Annotated in this window: 11 protein-coding genes; 9 read left to right on the top strand and 2 right to left on the bottom strand. The window is 41.0% G+C overall.

Going from position 1 to position 17,045, the window contains the following annotated elements:
- Positions 1-56: 56 nt before the first annotated feature.
- Positions 57-3,794, bottom strand: coding sequence for a pullulanase (locus K1I61_RS05170; RefSeq protein WP_223333724.1), 3,738 nt, complete (start codon positions 3,792-3,794; stop codon positions 57-59).
- Between the two features lie 219 nt (positions 3,795-4,013).
- A complete protein-coding gene (locus K1I61_RS05165) occupies positions 4,014-4,592 on the bottom strand; it encodes a class I SAM-dependent DNA methyltransferase (protein ID WP_223333722.1) in 579 nt (192 codons plus the stop codon).
- A 218-nt stretch (positions 4,593-4,810) separates the two neighbouring features.
- Here K1I61_RS05165 and recJ point away from each other — a divergent pair, with 218 nt between their 5' ends.
- The 9 genes from recJ (at position 4,811) to pbp2x (ending at position 17,044) form a co-directional block, all read left to right on the top strand.
- Complete coding sequence (gene recJ, locus K1I61_RS05160; protein ID WP_223333720.1) at positions 4,811-7,030, top strand: single-stranded-DNA-specific exonuclease RecJ; 2,220 nt, start codon at positions 4,811-4,813, stop codon at positions 7,028-7,030.
- Positions 7,031-7,243: 213 nt separating this feature from the next.
- The gene (locus K1I61_RS05155) at positions 7,244-7,900 is read left to right on the top strand and encodes a COG3942 and LysM peptidoglycan-binding domain-containing protein (protein WP_223333718.1); all 657 of its coding nucleotides are present in this window, start codon (positions 7,244-7,246) and stop codon (positions 7,898-7,900) included.
- Between the two features lie 324 nt (positions 7,901-8,224).
- Entirely contained in the window at positions 8,225-9,886 is a 1,662-nt protein-coding gene (locus tag K1I61_RS05150; RefSeq protein WP_223333716.1) for a ribonuclease J, read from the top strand.
- A 68-nt stretch (positions 9,887-9,954) separates the two neighbouring features.
- Positions 9,955-10,734, top strand: coding sequence for an alpha/beta hydrolase (locus K1I61_RS05145; RefSeq protein WP_223333714.1), 780 nt, complete (start codon positions 9,955-9,957; stop codon positions 10,732-10,734).
- A 107-nt stretch (positions 10,735-10,841) separates the two neighbouring features.
- Positions 10,842-11,543, top strand: coding sequence for a M57 family metalloprotease (locus K1I61_RS05140; protein WP_223333712.1), 702 nt, complete (start codon positions 10,842-10,844; stop codon positions 11,541-11,543).
- A 69-nt stretch (positions 11,544-11,612) separates the two neighbouring features.
- The gene (uvrC, locus tag K1I61_RS05135) at positions 11,613-13,439 is read left to right on the top strand and encodes an excinuclease ABC subunit UvrC (protein ID WP_223333710.1); all 1,827 of its coding nucleotides are present in this window, start codon (positions 11,613-11,615) and stop codon (positions 13,437-13,439) included.
- Positions 13,440-13,507: 68 nt separating this feature from the next.
- Positions 13,508-14,458, top strand: coding sequence for a 16S rRNA (cytosine(1402)-N(4))-methyltransferase RsmH (rsmH, locus tag K1I61_RS05130; protein WP_223333708.1), 951 nt, complete (start codon positions 13,508-13,510; stop codon positions 14,456-14,458).
- A 9-nt stretch (positions 14,459-14,467) separates the two neighbouring features.
- The gene (gene ftsL, locus K1I61_RS05125; protein ID WP_024053600.1) at positions 14,468-14,785 is read left to right on the top strand and encodes a cell division protein FtsL; all 318 of its coding nucleotides are present in this window, start codon (positions 14,468-14,470) and stop codon (positions 14,783-14,785) included.
- 3 nt (positions 14,786-14,788) lie between these two features.
- Complete coding sequence (gene pbp2x, locus K1I61_RS05120) at positions 14,789-17,044, top strand: penicillin-binding protein PBP2X (RefSeq protein WP_223333706.1); 2,256 nt, start codon at positions 14,789-14,791, stop codon at positions 17,042-17,044.
- Position 17,045 lies beyond the last annotated feature (1 nt).

The following is a 17,045-nucleotide window of genomic DNA, read 5'->3' as shown; positions in this document are numbered from 1 at the left end:
ATTCTTGCTTTTTTATTAATTATTTGTGACGTGCTGTTTTATTGAAGTCTATAGCCCTATTTTTCCTCTTTTTTCTTTAGGAAGCTTCCAAGTCCAAGAAGGGACAGAATGCTGAATCCAGCAAGAGCAAGAGGTGATTTGTTTTCAGTTCCTGTGTTTGGAAGGACTTTTTGAGAAAGAGCCTCTACAACAGTTTCTTGAGTTTCAGGATTTACAGCTAGGTTTTGGGCCTGATTTTGTTCTACTTTCAAGCTAGAAAGATCAAATTCTGGCTTTTCTTCAACAGCTGGAGCGACAATGGCACCACCTTGAGACAAGCGGAGAACGACAGCAGTGAGAGCGTTCAATTGCAAGCCTTTTTCAGTCCATTCGAGACCTTGCGGGTTGGCAATTCCTACTGGTCCTGCTTGGTTTTCATCAGCCAAGACTTCGGCCTTTCTCAAGTGGGCAAAGTCTCTTCCTAGAGTGAATTCACGTTCTTTATCGTCTGCATTGACAAAGACAGCGTAGATATCTCCATTTGGAGCAGTAATTTGGTAGCCGATGACCACGTCTTCTTTTTCAACACCATTTTGTCCTGGGACAGTAATGAGGCGGACACGCTCCTTGATATCTTGTAGACTCTTGAGTCGGAAGGCATCTGTAGATTGACGAAGGGCAATCAAACCTTTCATGTAGTCACGACTCTTGACATTTTCAGGATATGCTTTTTTATCTGTTGCCTTAGTCCAGTCAAACTTGTTGACAGCATCGCTAGAGTCATAAGAGTCATGGATGAAGTATGGATAGACAAATGGATTGCCGTCTTTATCACGCAACAAGTGGGACTTGTTTGGAACCTTATCCTCTGAAACAGGAGTTTTGTAGGCTGGGTCCAAGAATTGTTTGGTACGTCCGTATTCCTGACCAGAGTGGATAAATGGTGTTCCTTGTGCTGTTAAGACCATGAGGTTTCCAAGTCGCAAACGACGATGGATTTCCGCATAGTTTTCGGCCTTACTTGGGTCTTTTTTGATAGATTGGGCAATGATGTCAAAGAGGGTCAAGTTATCGTGGGCTGCGATATACTGAATAACATCTCCTGGGTTGTCCGCTTCAAAGTTGGTTGGTTGAGCAATGAGATTTTTAAAAATGGTATTGACATCACGTTTTCCACCTGTGATAAAGGCAGGCTGCCCTTCGTTTGGATAGCCAGACTTGAGGTTGTTGCGGATATCATCTGAAAATACAGCAACAGTATCTGTGTGTTTCATCCAATCCTGATCAGCAGGTTTGGTAGGCATGTTCTCGTCACCAGTGTAGGTTCTCCAGCCTTCACCTAACATGATAAGGTTTGGATTGAGGGCGCGTGCAGCCTTGTAAGCTTCTTCGATTGAAGCCGCATCATGATCTCCCATCATATCGAAACGGAAACCATCCACTTTGTAGGTGTCAACCAGATACTTGATAGAGTCTACCAAGACACGTTTAGACATGTAGTGGGTTGTCCCTAAACGACCACCACCAAAGCTAGTACGTGGCGAACCATCAGAATCCATGAAGTGATAGTAGTTTGGCTCAATATCCTCAAAAATGTCAACATTGGCAGTATGGTTGTAAACTACGTCTAAGATAGCACCCATGCCACGTTTATGAATCTCGTTGACGAGGTTTTTAAATTCTGCGATACGTTTTTCTGGGTCCTTAGGATTACTTGAGTACATACCAGTCAAAGAGAAGTAGTTTTGAGGATCATAACCCCAGTTGTAGTTACTGTTGCTTGAAGCATAGGCAGACAAACGTTCTTGGTTTTTCAATTCATTAACATAATAGTAAGACAAGACTGGGAGGAGTTGGATATGAGTAACCCCTAGATCTTTGAGATAATCGAGCTTCTCGATAAAGGCTTCAAAGGTACCAAATGGTTTAGTCAAATCTTTTGCGATGGCAGGATCTGAAGTGAAGTCGCGAACATGAGCTTCATAGATGACGGCATCTTCACGCGATTTGAAGTTGCGAATCTTACCATAAGTCAAGTTTTGCGGACCTAGTTTTGATGGGTCCACAAAGGCAGCTTTAGCTACTTTATGGGCAGGGTCTGTTTTTGCTAGATCACTATTCCAAGCCGCTAATGATTTGGCATAAGGGTCAAGAACGAGGACAGTTTTACCTTGGCGTTCGATTTGGTAGTGGTAGTAGTAGCCAGTGTAGTTGCTGATGCCGAGACCAGAGCTTGCATCCAGAGTTTGTTTCCAGGTTCCTTTTTCTCCCTTTTCAAGAGCAACGGTTCCAACAACTTTTTCAGGGTCCTTCTTGTCGTAGACGACAACTGAAACCTTATCGGCACTTGGAGACCAAAGAGTGAGGTCAACACGTTTACCATCGTTTTTTAGATGAGCACCGAGTGGACCGTCATAACTGTAGGTCTCATCTTTGAGGCGCCAGCTTGAACGTGTGGTAAAGCGGTCTGAATCGTAGGCAACTGTGTAAGGGTTTTGAGTATCAGAGAAATTACCAATGTAGGTTACTTTTTTACCAGCTTCATCGAGTTCAACATCAGTGATGGTCACCTTGTTTCCTTGATGGTCCGTAATGTTTGAACGTTTGAGGATATCTTCTTTCTTAGCTCCAACTAGGGTAGAAAAGCTGCTTTCGATACGAGATTTAGCCACGTGTTGGGCACCAGTCATGCGGATATCGTGCACATAGTAGGGGTTGGTGTAGATGGTTTCGTCATCATCTTTGAGGAAAATTTGACTGTGATTTTTCAAATCTGTGAATTTATAGTCTTCTTTTCTGATTTTCACATCATCGCCTTTCTTGCTTTTATCTAATAGTAAAAATCCAAATTCTCTTGCAGCTTCATTGAGTGGGATATCAATGTAACGACCATATTTTCCAGTTGCGGTAAAGTCAGTACCGTCAGGCCATTCTCCATTACTTGGGTTTTTAACATCTCCCCAATACCAGAGTGATTTTTTGTCGTAATTTCCATCGGTGCGGAAATAGTTGACGCGGATTGTTCCAGCTGGTTGAGGTTGATAGTTGTATACTTTGTAGCTTTCATCTAGCCAGGCTTCATTCATCTTTGGAGAAAGAAGCTCTACCGAACGGTCTCCAGTAAGGTTATCCCCTTTGCTATTATTGATGAGGAAGCTGACTTTCTTGGCTTGTTCGTTTTTGAGTTTGACATCTAGGTAATAGCCATAGTCGTCTTGTTTGGCATCTTTGAAGGACTGGGCTCCATTTGGCCAATTTTCAGATGGTTTTTCGACATCGTCCCAAGTCCAGAGACCTTGAGAATCCTTAGCTTTTTCTGGGAGTTTTTTTACATGGATGCGGAAGTAGTTGTCTGCGATTGGTGTTTCAGAACTAGCTTCCTCTTTTATTTTTTCATCTGAAACTGGACTTGCAGCTACTTCAGTTTTTTTATCCTCTGAAGTTGTGGCTGGCTCGTCTCTCTTTTCTACTTGGTCGCTAGAAGGATTGGTTGTTGCACCCTCAGCTTTAGCACTTTCAGTAGTTAAAGCTACTTCAGATTCTTTAGCCTTTTCTTCAGTTTTAAGGGAATCGTTTTCATTATTTTGGCCAGAAACAGGACTTGGAGTTGGCATAGAATCTGTATCTACAGGTTCAACAGTAACAGCGCTTACATTTTCTCTAGTGTTTGATAAATTCTCATCTGCAGCAACATGAGGCGCCGCAATAGCAAATAGAATAAAGCTAGCGCCAATAAGGACTGATCCTGTTCCGTTTTTCAAAGAACGGATACTATAAACCATTTTTTTCTCGCGTTGAGGGAATATGTTTTTCATCAATAGTCTCCTATAAATTTATTTTAAAATTAGTATAACACGGGGTAAAAAATTATGCAAGCGTTTTCCTAGATACTTGTTTTGTGGCAACAAGAAACTCTCCTTATTTTTTAAGGAGAGTTTTTATAATAGAAATAGTTGGAAAGAAGTAGACAGAAAAGCTTGATGACTGAAGAAAAAATGAAGTAGCATTATTTCAGCGCTTGTTCTAAGAAGTGATTATCTTATCGCCGATGTGAGAAATAGTTGAGAAGGTTTATCAAGGAAAAGATGGTCGGAACTATAAAGTATTTGGGTCTGAATGTCTGAGAAGCCATGATTTTTAAGAGTCTCCTCAAGTTCCGAAATAATAAAACCATGGTTTTCTCCATCTGGTACGGTATAATCAGCGATAAATAGTTGACCTCCGGGAGTCAAATGTTCCTGAAACATAGCTAGACTAGAATCAAGATGAGGCATGTGATGAAGAACACGACTAACGATAATGAGATCGAATGTTTGCTCTAATGGCTTAAGCACTAAGTCTTGTTGAATCAAGTGTAGATTTTCAAGTTTTTGGTTTTTAACCTTGATACGAGCTTGCTCCAGCATTTTTTCTGCGATGTCAACCAAGGTCACTGACTTGGCTTGTTTGGCTAGAGGAAGAGCGATAAGTCCAGTTCCTCCTCCAAAATCCAGGATTGATTTGGTAGATAGTTCAGGGACTTGTTGCTTGATCTCTGCATTTACAAGGTCTGCTAGAAATTGATTTTTGGGAGAATCGAAAGATTCTGCTCGATGATTAAAATGATGTTCCATATCAATAGTGTAGCATAAAGAGAAGATGTTTTAAAATGTTGGCTACGTCTTGTTGGAAAGGGATAGAGTTATCGACTGGTGTTTAGCTTTTTTTTAAGCTTGATAAAGACCGGAGTTTTTTGGGATTTTGATTGAAAGAGTTAAGGAAATAAAGAGGAGAAAAACTAAAAATCATGTTATAATAAAGGGATAGAATCGTAAGAAAGAGTGGATGAATTTTGATTATTCCGACTTATAATTGGCAATTTGCACCTCAAGTTGAGGATGCGGATTTTACAAAAATCGCCAAGAAAGCGGGGCTAGGGCCTGAACCTGCTCGTTTATTATTTAGCCGAGGTATTAAGGATGAGGATAGTTTGTCTCGTTTTTTGGCACCAAGTCTAGATGATTTACATGATCCCTATCTTCTCCACGATATGGACAAGGCAGTGAATCGTATTCGTCGTGCTATAGAGCAGGGGGAATTTATCCTCGTTTATGGAGACTACGATGCAGATGGGATGACATCAGCTTCTATCCTTAAAGAAACATTAGAACAATTAGGAGCCGAGTGTTTAGTCTATCTTCCTAATCGTTTTACAGATGGTTATGGTCCTAATGCCAGTGTCTACAAGTACTTCATTGAGCAACAAGGGATATCCTTGATTGTAACCGTAGATAATGGAGTTGCAGGTCATGAGGCTATTGACTTGGCTCAATCTATGGGAGTGGATGTTATTGTAACGGATCACCATTCTCTACCGGAGGTCTTACCTGATGCTTATGCAATCGTTCATCCGGAGCATCCTGAAGCAGACTACCCTTTTAAACATTTGGCGGGTTGTGGGGTGGCTTTTAAACTAGCTTGTGCCCTCTTGGAGGAAGTGCAGATTGAGTTGCTTGATTTGGTTGCTATTGGGACAATTGCTGATATGGTCAGCTTGACAGATGAAAATCGAATCATGGTTCAATACGGTCTAGAAGTTTTACGCAATACCCAGAGACTAGGCCTCCAAGAACTATTTGAAATTGCAGGGATTTCTAGTAGTGACCTTACAGAAGAGACGGTTGGTTTTCAGTTGGCGCCTCGCTTGAATGCCCTAGGACGCTTGGATGATCCTAATCCTGCTATTGAGTTACTAACTGGCTTTGATGATGAAGAGGTGCGTGAGATTGCCCTCATGATTCAAGATAAAAATGAAGAACGTAAGGAAATTGTTCAGGCTATTTATGAAGAAGCTAAAAGCTTGGTAGACCCTAACAAAAGTGTTCAAGTTTTGGCCAAGGAAGGTTGGAACCCAGGAGTTCTTGGGATTGTGGCTGGTCGCTTGTTGGAAGAATTAGGGCAGACAGTTATTGTTCTGAATATTGAAGATGGTCGTGCCAAGGGTAGTGCTCGAAGTATTGAAGCAGTCGATATCTTTGAAGCCTTGGACCCGCATCGGGAACTTTTTATCGCCTTTGGTGGGCATGCAGGCGCTGCAGGTATGACACTTGAAGCGGAACAGCTAGACGCCTTATCGGAAATTTTAGAAATTTATGTAAAAGATAAAGGAATAGATGCCAAGGGCAAGAATACATTATATCTAGATGAAGAATTAGATTTGGAAAGCCTAAGTTTAGAGACGGTTAAAAGTTTTGAACGATTAGCTCCTTTTGGAATGGATAACCAAAAACCTGTTTTTTATATTCGAGATTTTCAAGTTGAAAATGCTCGTTCTATGGGAGCGGGAGATAGTCATCTAAAATTGAAGATTTCTAAAGGGACCGCTAGTTTTGAGGTAGTAGCTTTTGGTCAAGGATCAAAGGCTACAGAGTTTTCTCAGGTAAAACAACTGGAATTGGCAGTTACCCTTTCTGTTAACCAATGGAATGGGCAAACAACCCTCCAGTTGATGATGGTAGATGCCCGTGTGGACGGTGTTCAACTTTTTAACATCCGTAGTAAGAGTGTAGAGATACCAGAGGGAGTACCTGTCCTAGATTTTACCAGTGCTTTGCCAGAAATACTTTCTAGCCCAGCAATCGTTGTAAAAAATATTCCCGAGGATCTCAGTCTACTCAAACAAGTGTTGCAAGAACAGGATTTCTCTGCTATTTACTTTAAAAATGATATCGCTAAAGCATACTATTTGACAGGTTATGGAACAAGAGAGCAATTCGCTAAGCTTTATAAGACAATCTACCAGTTCCCAGAATTTGATATTCGTTATAAGCTCAAGGACTTATCAGCTTTTTTGAAGATAGAACAGATCTTGCTAGTCAAAATGATTCAGATTTTTGAAGAACTTGGTTTTGTTACGATTGAAAATGGTGTAATGAAAGTAAATAAAGATGCTGCCAAGCGGGACATCGCTGAAAGTCAGATTTATCAAAATCTCAAACAAACTGTTAAAGATCAAGAAATGATGGCACTAGGTACGGTGCAGGAAATCTATGACTTTTTAATGGAAAAATAGAAGAAAAGAAGCTGAGATAATCTATCTCAGTTTTTTTAACTACTCTTATTGATTTAATTATTTGTGTTTGTTAAAAATACATGTATTAAAAATATAACTATTTGTAACATGACTTAAATATAACTCTAAAACAAATGTCATCTAAATCAGGTATGATTCTCTTTGTAAACAACAAATAAGAAATGATAAACAAAATAAAGGGAGAAATTTATTATGAAAAAAACAGTTGCTAAACTGACTCTTGGTTTAACATCTACAGCTATTTTAGCGTCAGTAGGTGCTCAAACTGTTAGTGCATCTTCTTACGTAGTTCAGGATGGAGATTCATTTTTTGCTATTGCTACTGCAAATGGCATGGATCCTTATGAGTTGGCAGCAAATAATGGAAAAAGCATTTATGATATGATCCACCCAGGGGATGTGCTAGAAGTAAGCGGTCCAGCTCAGGCTACTTATTCATACGGTGCTCCGGCTTCTGAGGCAACTAGTACTTTGAATCCTGCCTCAGATGATGATGTTGTCGTGAATACTCCGACAGACTATGGGAACTCATATCCTGTTGGTCAGTGTACATGGGGCGTAAAAGAATTGGCTCCTTGGGCTAGCAACTGGTGGGGAAATGCTAATACTTGGGCCATTTATGCTAGTGCTCAAGGTTATCGTGTAGGAGATGTTCCAGTAGTCGGCGCAATCGCCGTTTGGGACGGTGGCGAATATGGACACGTTGCTTATGTGACAGATGTACAAAGTGAAAACTCTATCCAGGTATTGGAAGCAAACTACAGACGTCAAAAACAAATTGCTAACTATCGTGGTTTCTTTAATCCACATGAATTTTTAGGTAAAGTTACTTACATTTATCCAAACTAAAGATGATTAAAAAGATTTAGAGTTTCTAAATCTTTTTTTTATTTGTGAGTAAGCTCCTTATTACGATTTTTTGCCGAGTAGCTGTTTGTGAAGTAAGGCCCTAGGTCCCTTGGCGGACAGCGATTTCGCAAAGGGAAAACAAAGCAAAGCGATTCGGTTATCAGTGGTGAATGTTCTCTAGTTGAAATCCTATCTTCATTTTGAAAATTAGTAAAAAAATGGTATAATGAGAGGAAAAGATTCGGATAAAAGTAAATTGGACTTTTACAAAAAGAGAGTTGTGAAGACTCTACAAACACGTTATAGTAATACTTCGGAGGGAAAATGACCAATATTAAATTAACAACTTTAGGCGGTGTTCGTGAAAACGGGAAAAACATGTACATCGCAGAAATTAACGATTCAATCTTTGTTTTAGATGCAGGTTTAAAATATCCTGAAAATGAGCAGTTGGGTGTCGATGTCGTTATTCCAAATATGGAATATCTGTTTGAAAATAGCGACCGTATTGCAGGTGTCTTTTTAACGCACGGACATGCGGATGCGATTGGAGCTCTTCCTTATCTTTTGTCAGAAGTGAAAGTTCCTGTTTTTGGCTCAGAGTTGACAATTGAGCTTGCTAAGCTTTTTGTTAAAGGAAATGATAGTGCTAAAAAATTCGATGATTTCCATGTTATTGATGAAAATACAGAAATCGACTTTGGCGGTACGGAGGTTTCCTTCTTCCGCACAACTCACTCTATCCCAGAGAGTCTGGGTGTCGTTTTGAAAACATCTGAAGGAAGTATCGTTTATACAGGGGACTTCAAATTTGACCAAACGGCTAGCGAATCATATGCGACTGACTTTGGTCGTTTAGCAGAAATTGGTCGCGAAGGAGTTTTAGCTCTTCTAAGCGACTCAGCAAACGCAGACAGTAATATTCAAGTAGCCAGCGAAAGTGAAGTTGGTGATGAAATTACGCAAACCATTTCTGACTGGGATGGACGTATCATTGTAGCCGCTGTTGCAAGTAACCTTTCTCGCATTCAGCAAGTCTTTGATGCTGCTGCAGAGACAGGACGTCGCGTTGTTTTGACTGGATTTGATATTGAAAATATCGTTCGTACAGCCATTCGCTTGAAAAAATTGTCATTGGCTAACGAAAGTCTCTTGATTAAACCTAAAGATATGTCTCGTTTTGAAGACCACGAGTTAATCATCCTTGAAACCGGTCGTATGGGTGAACCGATTAATGGACTCCGTAAAATGTCAATCGGTCGTCACCGCTATGTCGAAATCAAAGATGGTGACTTGGTCTATATCGTTACAACGCCATCAATCGCTAAAGAAGCTGTGATGGCACGTGTAGAAAATATGGTCTACCAAGCAGGTGGTGTCGTTAAACCGATTACTCAAAGTTTACGTGTATCAGGACATGGGAATGCGCGTGATCTTCAATTAATGATCAATCTCTTGCATCCTCAGTATCTCTTCCCAATCCAGGGAGAATACCGTGAGTTGGACGCTCATGCCAAGGCAGCTATGGCTGTTGGGTTGTTGCCAGAACGCATTTTTATCCCGAAAAAGGGTACAACCATGTCTTATGAACATGGGGACTTTGTCCCGTCTGGTGCAGTTGCTGCAGGAGATGTCTTGATTGACGGAAATGCCATTGGGGATGTTGGGAATGTCGTTCTTCGTGACCGTAAGGTCTTGTCAGAAGATGGTATTTTCATTGTGGCTATTACTGTTAACCGTCGCGAGAAGAAAATCATTGCCAAGGCTCGAGTGCATACACGTGGATTTGTCTACCTCAAGAAGAGTCGAGATATTCTGCGCGAGAGTACAGAGTTGGTGAACCAAACAGTTGAGGACTATCTCCAAGGTGAGGACTTTGACTGGGCTGATCTTAAAGGTAAAGTACGTGATAATTTGGCTAAGTTCCTCTTTGATCAAACCAAACGTCGTCCAGCCATTTTACCAGTAGTCATGGAAGCAAAATAAGGATTCAATAGCAAGAGAGAAAGTCGAGTTTCGGCTTTTTCTTATCTCAAACGAATAAGGAGCAAGTTATGGCAGTAATGAAGATTGAGTATTACTCAGAAGTTTTAGATATGGAGTGGGGAGTAAATGTTCTCTATCCTGATGCATCTCGGGTGACAGAGCCAAACAGTACAGATATTCCCGTTCTCTATCTCCTTCACGGAATGTCAGGGAACCACAACAGCTGGCTCAAACGAACCAATGTAGAGCGCTTGGTGCGAGGGACTAATCTAATTGTTGTCATGCCGAATACAAGTAACGGCTGGTATACAGATACTCAGTACGGCTATAACTACTACACAGCTCTAGCAGAAGAATTGCCTAAGGTGCTCAAACGCTTCTTCCCCAATATGACCAACAAACGAGAAAAGACCTTCATTGCTGGTTTATCAATGGGAGGCTACGGTTCCTTTAAGCTAGCATTGTCAACTGACCGTTTCTCCCATGCCGCTAGCTTTTCTGGGGCACTTAGTTTCGAGGAGTTTTCTCCTGAGAGTCAAGATTTAGGAACGCGTGCTTACTGGAGAGGTGTGTTTGGAAAAGTTAATGATTGGGTGAATAGTCCTTACTCACTTGAAACACTGGCTAAAAAGTCTGATAAGAAAACCAAACTCTGGGTATGGTGTGGCGAGCAAGATTTCTTGTATGCTGCCAATAACCTAGCAGTGAAAAACCTCAAGAAACTTGGTTTTGATGTGACCTACACCCATAGTGCAGGAACCCACGAGTGGTATTATTGGGAAAAACAATTGGAACGTTTTTTGACTACTCTGCCAATCGATTTTGTTTTAGAAGAACGCTTGTCTTAATTTTAGCTTTCTTTCAGTTTGTTTTAGTAGAATAGTGAACCTATCTTTAGGATGGAAATCCATGGCTTAAAGATAGGTTCTTATTTTTTTTGAAAGGTGGGCAAATCATGGGCTGGATTATTCGTGTTTTATATCGATTCTTACTAGGAATTTTGCGTATGTTTTGGCGCCTGGTATGGACGCTAATCTTCTTCATTCTCATCACTTTTGGGATTCTCTGGTATGTGACAGGTAATTTACCTGCTACTCTAAATCAAGTTAGCAAAGTGGTTCAAGTCGGCCAAGCAGGTTGGCAACAATGGCAAGAAACTGGTAAATTACAAGGTCTGTCTCAGACAGATCATCATCAGGCTTCAGGAGCGAAATGGTCAAAGGCGCAAGCAACTATCTATATTGATCCTCAAAAGGATGCTACTTTCCAAAAGGCCTACCTTGAAGCTATTGCTAACTGGAATCAGACAGGGGCTTTTAACTTTGAGCTTGTAACAGAAGCGGACCAGGCCGATATTTTCGCTACTGAAATGAATGACGGTTCGACAGCTGTAGCAGGTGAGGCGGAGAGTCAGACAAATCTCCTAACCAAACAATTTACTTCAGTAACGGTTCGTTTAAATCATTATTATCTATCCAACCCAAACTATGGCTATAGCTATGATCGTATCATGCATACAGCAGAGCATGAACTCGGTCATGCGATCGGTTTGGAACATACCAATGAAGTTTCGGTTATGCAACCAGCAGGCTCCTATTATGGAATCCAAGCTCAAGATGTAAAAGAAGTTCAAGAACTATATGAGTCTGGAGAATAAGTGATTTTCTAAGGAAACAGGAGCCCTCTGATTTAAGCAATACAGGGGGCTTTTTGCTATAATGGAACTATGAATAACTTGATCAAATCAAAACTGGAGCTCTTGCCGACTAGCCCTGGTTGTTACATTCACAAAGATAAAAACGGCACTATCATTTATGTAGGAAAGGCTAAAAATCTGCGCAATCGGGTGCGGTCCTACTTCCGTGGGAGCCATGATACCAAGACAGAAGCCCTGGTATCTGAGATTGTGGATTTTGAGTTTATTGTCACGGAGTCTAATATTGAGGCCCTTCTTTTAGAGATTAATCTCATCAAGGAAAACAAGCCTAAGTACAATATTATGCTCAAGGATGATAAGTCCTATCCTTTCATCAAAATCACCAATGAGCGCTATCCTCGCTTGATTATCACCCGTCAGGTCAAAAAAGACGGAGGTCTCTATTTTGGTCCCTATCCGGATGTGGGGGCAGCCAATGAAATCAAACGGCTATTGGATCGGATTTTCCCTTTTCGCAAGTGTACCAATCCTCCATCAAAGGTTTGTTTTTATTACCATATAGGGCAGTGCATGGCTCACACGGTTTGTCGAAAGGATGAAGCCTATTTTAAAGCTATGTCCCAAGAAGTCTCTGATTTTCTCAAGGGACAAGACGATAAAATCATTGATGACCTCAAGGAGAAGATGGCTGTGGCAGCCCAAAGTATGGAGTTTGAGCGTGCGGCGGAATATCGTGATCTAATCCAGGCCATCGGCACTCTGCGGACTAAGCAACGAGTCATGGCTAAAGACCTCCAAAATCGTGATGTATTTGGTTACTACGTGGATAAGGGTTGGATGTGTGTTCAGGTTTTCTTTGTCCGTCAAGGTAAACTGATTGAACGCGATGTCAATCTCTTCCCTTACTACAACGATCCAGACGAGGATTTCTTGACCTATGTGGGGCAGTTTTACCAGGAGAAATCTCACTTGGTACCTAATGAAATTTTGATACCTCAGGATATTGATGAAGAAGCCGTTAAGGCCTTGGTAGATACCAAGGTTCTTAAGCCCCAACGTGGTGAGAAGAAGCAACTAGTCAATCTAGCTATCAAAAATGCTCGTGTTAGCTTAGAGCAGAAATTTAATCTGTTAGAGAAATCAGTTGAAAAGACTCAAGGGGCTATTGAAAATCTTGGGCGACTTCTACAAATTCCAATCCCAGTCCGTATCGAGTCTTTTGATAACTCTAATATTATGGGGACTAGTCCAGTCTCTGCTATGGTTGTTTTTGTCAACGGAAAACCGAGCAAGAAGGATTACCGTAAGTATAAAATCAAGACTGTGGTCGGACCAGATGACTATGCAAGTATGCGAGAGGTCATTCGTAGACGTTATGGACGGGTTCAGCGTGACGGTTTGACACCGCCAGATCTAATCGTCATCGATGGGGGACAAGGTCAAGTAAATATTGCTAAGCAGGTTATTCAAGAAGAGTTAGGCTTAGATATTCCGATCGCAGGACTTCAAAAAAATGACAAGCACCAAACCCATGAATTACTCTTTGGAGATCCGCTTGAGGTGGTAGAGTTGTCTCGCAATTCTCAGGAATTTTTCCTCTTGCAACGCATTCAGGATGAGGTACACCGCTTTGCCATTACATTCCACCGTCAACTTCGTTCTAAAAATTCCTTCTCCTCTCAATTGGATGGAATTGAAGGCTTAGGCCCCAAACGCAAGCAGAATTTGATGAAATATTTCAAATCTCTGACAAAAATCAAGGAAGCCAGTGTGGACGAGATTGTTGCAGTTGGTATACCAAGAGCAGTGGCAGAGGCAGTTCATCAACACTTAAATCTAGAAGTAGACTCAGCGCTAGCTCAAGTAGCTGAGAAACCTCTTGAATACAAGGAATAAAGTAGCAATGGAATGTTTTGGCTTTAGCGGGTGCAAGCTTGTCAGAATTATGGTAAAATAGATAAGATATGACTAAAGAATTTCATCATGTAACGGTTATGCTTTATGAAACAATTGATATGCTAGATGTAAAACCTGACGGTATTTATGTTGATGCGACTTTGGGTGGAGCGGGCCACAGCGAGTATTTATTAAGTAAGTTAAACGAGAAAGGGCATCTCTATGCCTTTGACCAAGACCAGAATGCCATTGATAATGCGCAAAAACGTTTGGCTCCTTATATCGAAAAGGGAATGGTCACCTTCATCAAGGATAATTTCCGTCATTTGAAGGACCGCTTACATGACTTAGGTGTGACTGAAATTGATGGAATTTGTTATGATTTAGGTGTGTCAAGCCCGCAGTTGGATCAGCGTGAACGTGGTTTTTCCTATAAGAAGGATGCACCGCTGGATATGCGCATGAATCAGGAAGCTAGTTTGACCGCTTATGAAGTCGTTAATCACTACGACTACCATGATTTGGTAAGAATCTTTTTCAAATATGGAGAGGACAAGTTTTCCAAACAGATTGCTCGAAAAATTGAACAGGCGCGTGAACAGAAACCAATTGAGACCACGACGGAATTGGCAGAGATTATTAAATCTGCCAAACCGGCAAAGGAGCTCAAGAAAAAAGGCCACCCAGCCAAACAAATTTTCCAAGCTATCCGTATAGAGGTCAATGATGAACTGGGTGCTGCAGATGAATCAATCCAGCAAGCTATGGATATGCTGGCTCTAGATGGCAGAATATCAGTGATTACCTTCCATTCGCTGGAGGACCGCTTGACCAAACAGTTATTTAAGGAAGCTTCCACAGTTGAAGTTCCTAAAGGTTTGCCCTTCATCCCAGACGATCTCAAGCCCAAAATGGAATTGGTATCTCGAAAACCGATTTTACCAAGCAAGGAAGAATTGGAAGCCAATAATCGTTCCCACTCGGCCAAGCTTCGAGTGGCAAGAAAAATTCACAAGTAAGAGGAAATAATGGCAGAAAACAGAGGAACAACGAGCCAATTGCTACAAGCTCGTATAAAAAAATTTTCACGTGTTGAAAAGGCCTTTTACTTTTCAATTGCCATCACAGCTCTCGTCTTAGCAATCAGTGTAGTCTATATGCAGACTCAACTTTTGCAGGTTCAGAGTGATTTGACAACAGTCAATTCACAAATTGAGGAAAAAAAGACAGAGCTGGATGATGCTAAACAAGAAGTTAATGAATTGATCCGATCAGAACGTTTGACCGGAATTGCAGACTCACAAGACTTGCAATTAAATAATGAAAATATCCGATCGGCGGAGTAGTAAATGAAAAACTGGAAAGAACGAATCATACGCTTTGCCATTAAAAATCGCAAATCCCCAACAGAAAACCGCAGACTAGTGGGAAAGAATTTGAGCCTTCTGGCTGTCTTTCTCTTTGCTGTTTTTTTGGTTAACTTTGCGGTAATTATTGGTACAGGCTCAAAATTTGGTGTTGACCTAGTTAAGGAAGCAAGCAGGGTCCACCAAACAACTCGGACAGTTCCTGCAAAACGAGGAACTATCTATGACCGTAATGGTACACCAATTGCTGAGGATGCAACATCCTACAACATTTATGCGATTATCGATAAGGAATATAAATCTGCAAATGGGAAAATTCTTTATGTAGAGGAGTCTCAGTATAGCAAGGTTGCAGAAGTCTTCCATAAATATCTAGATATGGATGAGTCCTACGTCAAGGAACAACTTTCTCAACCTAATCTTAAGCAAGTTTCCTTTGGTGTAAAGGGGAATGGTATTACCTATGCCAATATGATGTCCATTAAAAAGGATTTGGAAACAGCTAAGGTTGAGGGAGTTGATTTTACAACAAGCCCAAATCGAAGCTATCCTAATGGAAAATTTGCTTCATCTTTCATCGGACTAGCGCAGTTGCACGAAAATGAGGATGGTTCAAAGAGTCTCATTGGGACGTCTGGTGTTGAGAGTTCCTTGAATAGCTTGTTAGCGGGAACAGATGGTATCATTACCTATGAAAAAGACCGCTTAGGGAATATTGTTCCAGGAACGGAGCAAGTTACCCGACAGACTGTAAACGGGAAAGACGTATATACGACCCTATCTAGTCCTTTACAATCTTTCATGGAAAGTCAAATGGATGCCTTCCAAGAAAAAGTCAAGGGTAAATATATGACTGCGACCTTGGTTAGTGCTAAAACGGGAGAGATTCTCGCTACAACTCAAAGACCAACCTTTGATGCTGATACCAAAGAAGGGATTACAGAGGACTTTGTCTGGCGTGATATCCTTTACCAAAGTAACTATGAACCAGGTTCAACCATGAAGGTGATTACTTTAGCTTCAGCAATTGACAATAATACCTTCCCTGGAGGAGAATATTTCAACAGTAGCGAATTGAAGGTAGCTGATGCCACTATCAAGGACTGGGACGTTAACGAAGGTTTGACAAGCGGTGGAATGATGACCTTCTCGCAAGGTTTTGCTCACTCTAGTAATGTCGGTATGACCTTGCTCGAACAAAAAATGGGGGATACCACTTGGTTGGATTACCTCAGTCGTTTCAAATTTGGAGTGCCGACTCGTTTTGGTATGAGTGATGAGTATGCTGGGCAATTACCTGAGGACAATATCGTTAATATTGCCATGAGTTCCTTCGGTCAAGGTATTTCCGTTACACAAACTCAGATGCTTCGTGCCTTTACTGCGATAGCTAATGATGGGATTATGTTGGAGCCTAAGTTTATCAGTGCGCTCTATGATCCAAATGATCAAACGGTTCGTAAATCACAAAAAGAAGTCGTGGGAAATCCGGTCTCTAAAGAAGCAGCTAGCTTGACTCGGGATCACATGGTTATGGTTGGTACGGATCCTACCTATGGTACGATGTACAACCACAGTACAGGTAAGGGAACAGTCAATGTTCCTGGCTATAATGTAGCCTTGAAATCAGGGACTGCTCAGATTGCAGATGAGAAAAATGGAGGATACTTAGTTGGGGAAACCAATCATATCTTTTCTGTAGTAACCATGCATCCTTCTGAAAATCCTGATTTTATTCTCTATGTGACAGTTCAACAACCTCAGCATTATTCTGGGATTCAGTTGGGTGAGTTCGCTAACCCTATCTTGGAGCGTGCTTCTGCGATGAAAGAATCTCTCAATCTTCAATCAACTGCTAAAAGTCTGGATCAGGTTACAACTACGACTAACTATGCTATGCCTTCGACAAAAGACTATAGCCCTGGAGATTTAGCAGAAGAACTACGACGTAACCTTGTTCAACCAATCGTTATCGGTTCAGGAACGAAAATCAAAGAAAGTTCAGCGGCAGAAGGAACCAATTTAGACGCAAATGAGCAGATCTTACTCCTTTCTGATAAGGTAGAAGAAATGCCTGATTTGTACGGATGGTCTAAGAAGAATGTCGAAACTTTTGCAAAATGGCTGGATATCGAAGTAGAATTTGAAGGTACAGGAGAAACTGTAAAAAAACAAAGTGTTCGTACCAATACAGCTTTAAAAAATATACAGAAAATAAAAATAACTTTAGGAGATTAGA

Origin of the sequence: Streptococcus infantis (assembly GCF_019929665.1) — a bacterium.
GTDB classification, from domain to species: domain Bacteria; phylum Bacillota; class Bacilli; order Lactobacillales; family Streptococcaceae; genus Streptococcus; species Streptococcus infantis_H.
Note: the sequence above shows the minus strand (reverse complement) of the source record. Positions and strands in the feature narration are given on the sequence as shown.

Coding starts and splice junctions, on each gene's coding strand:
- K1I61_RS05140 (WP_223333712.1), top strand. CDS start 10,842: ATGGGCTGGATTATTCGTGTTTTATATCGATTCTTACTAGGAATTTTG.
- K1I61_RS05170 (WP_223333724.1), bottom strand. CDS start 3,794: ATGAAAAACATATTCCCTCAACGCGAGAAAAAAATGGTTTATAGTATC.
- K1I61_RS05145 (WP_223333714.1), top strand. CDS start 9,955: ATGGCAGTAATGAAGATTGAGTATTACTCAGAAGTTTTAGATATGGAG.
- rsmH (WP_223333708.1), top strand. CDS start 13,508: ATGACTAAAGAATTTCATCATGTAACGGTTATGCTTTATGAAACAATT.
- uvrC (WP_223333710.1), top strand. CDS start 11,613: ATGAATAACTTGATCAAATCAAAACTGGAGCTCTTGCCGACTAGCCCT.
- K1I61_RS05155 (WP_223333718.1), top strand. CDS start 7,244: ATGAAAAAAACAGTTGCTAAACTGACTCTTGGTTTAACATCTACAGCT.
- pbp2x (WP_223333706.1), top strand. CDS start 14,789: ATGAAAAACTGGAAAGAACGAATCATACGCTTTGCCATTAAAAATCGC.
- K1I61_RS05150 (WP_223333716.1), top strand. CDS start 8,225: ATGACCAATATTAAATTAACAACTTTAGGCGGTGTTCGTGAAAACGGG.
- ftsL (WP_024053600.1), top strand. CDS start 14,468: ATGGCAGAAAACAGAGGAACAACGAGCCAATTGCTACAAGCTCGTATA.
- K1I61_RS05165 (WP_223333722.1), bottom strand. CDS start 4,592: ATGGAACATCATTTTAATCATCGAGCAGAATCTTTCGATTCTCCCAAA.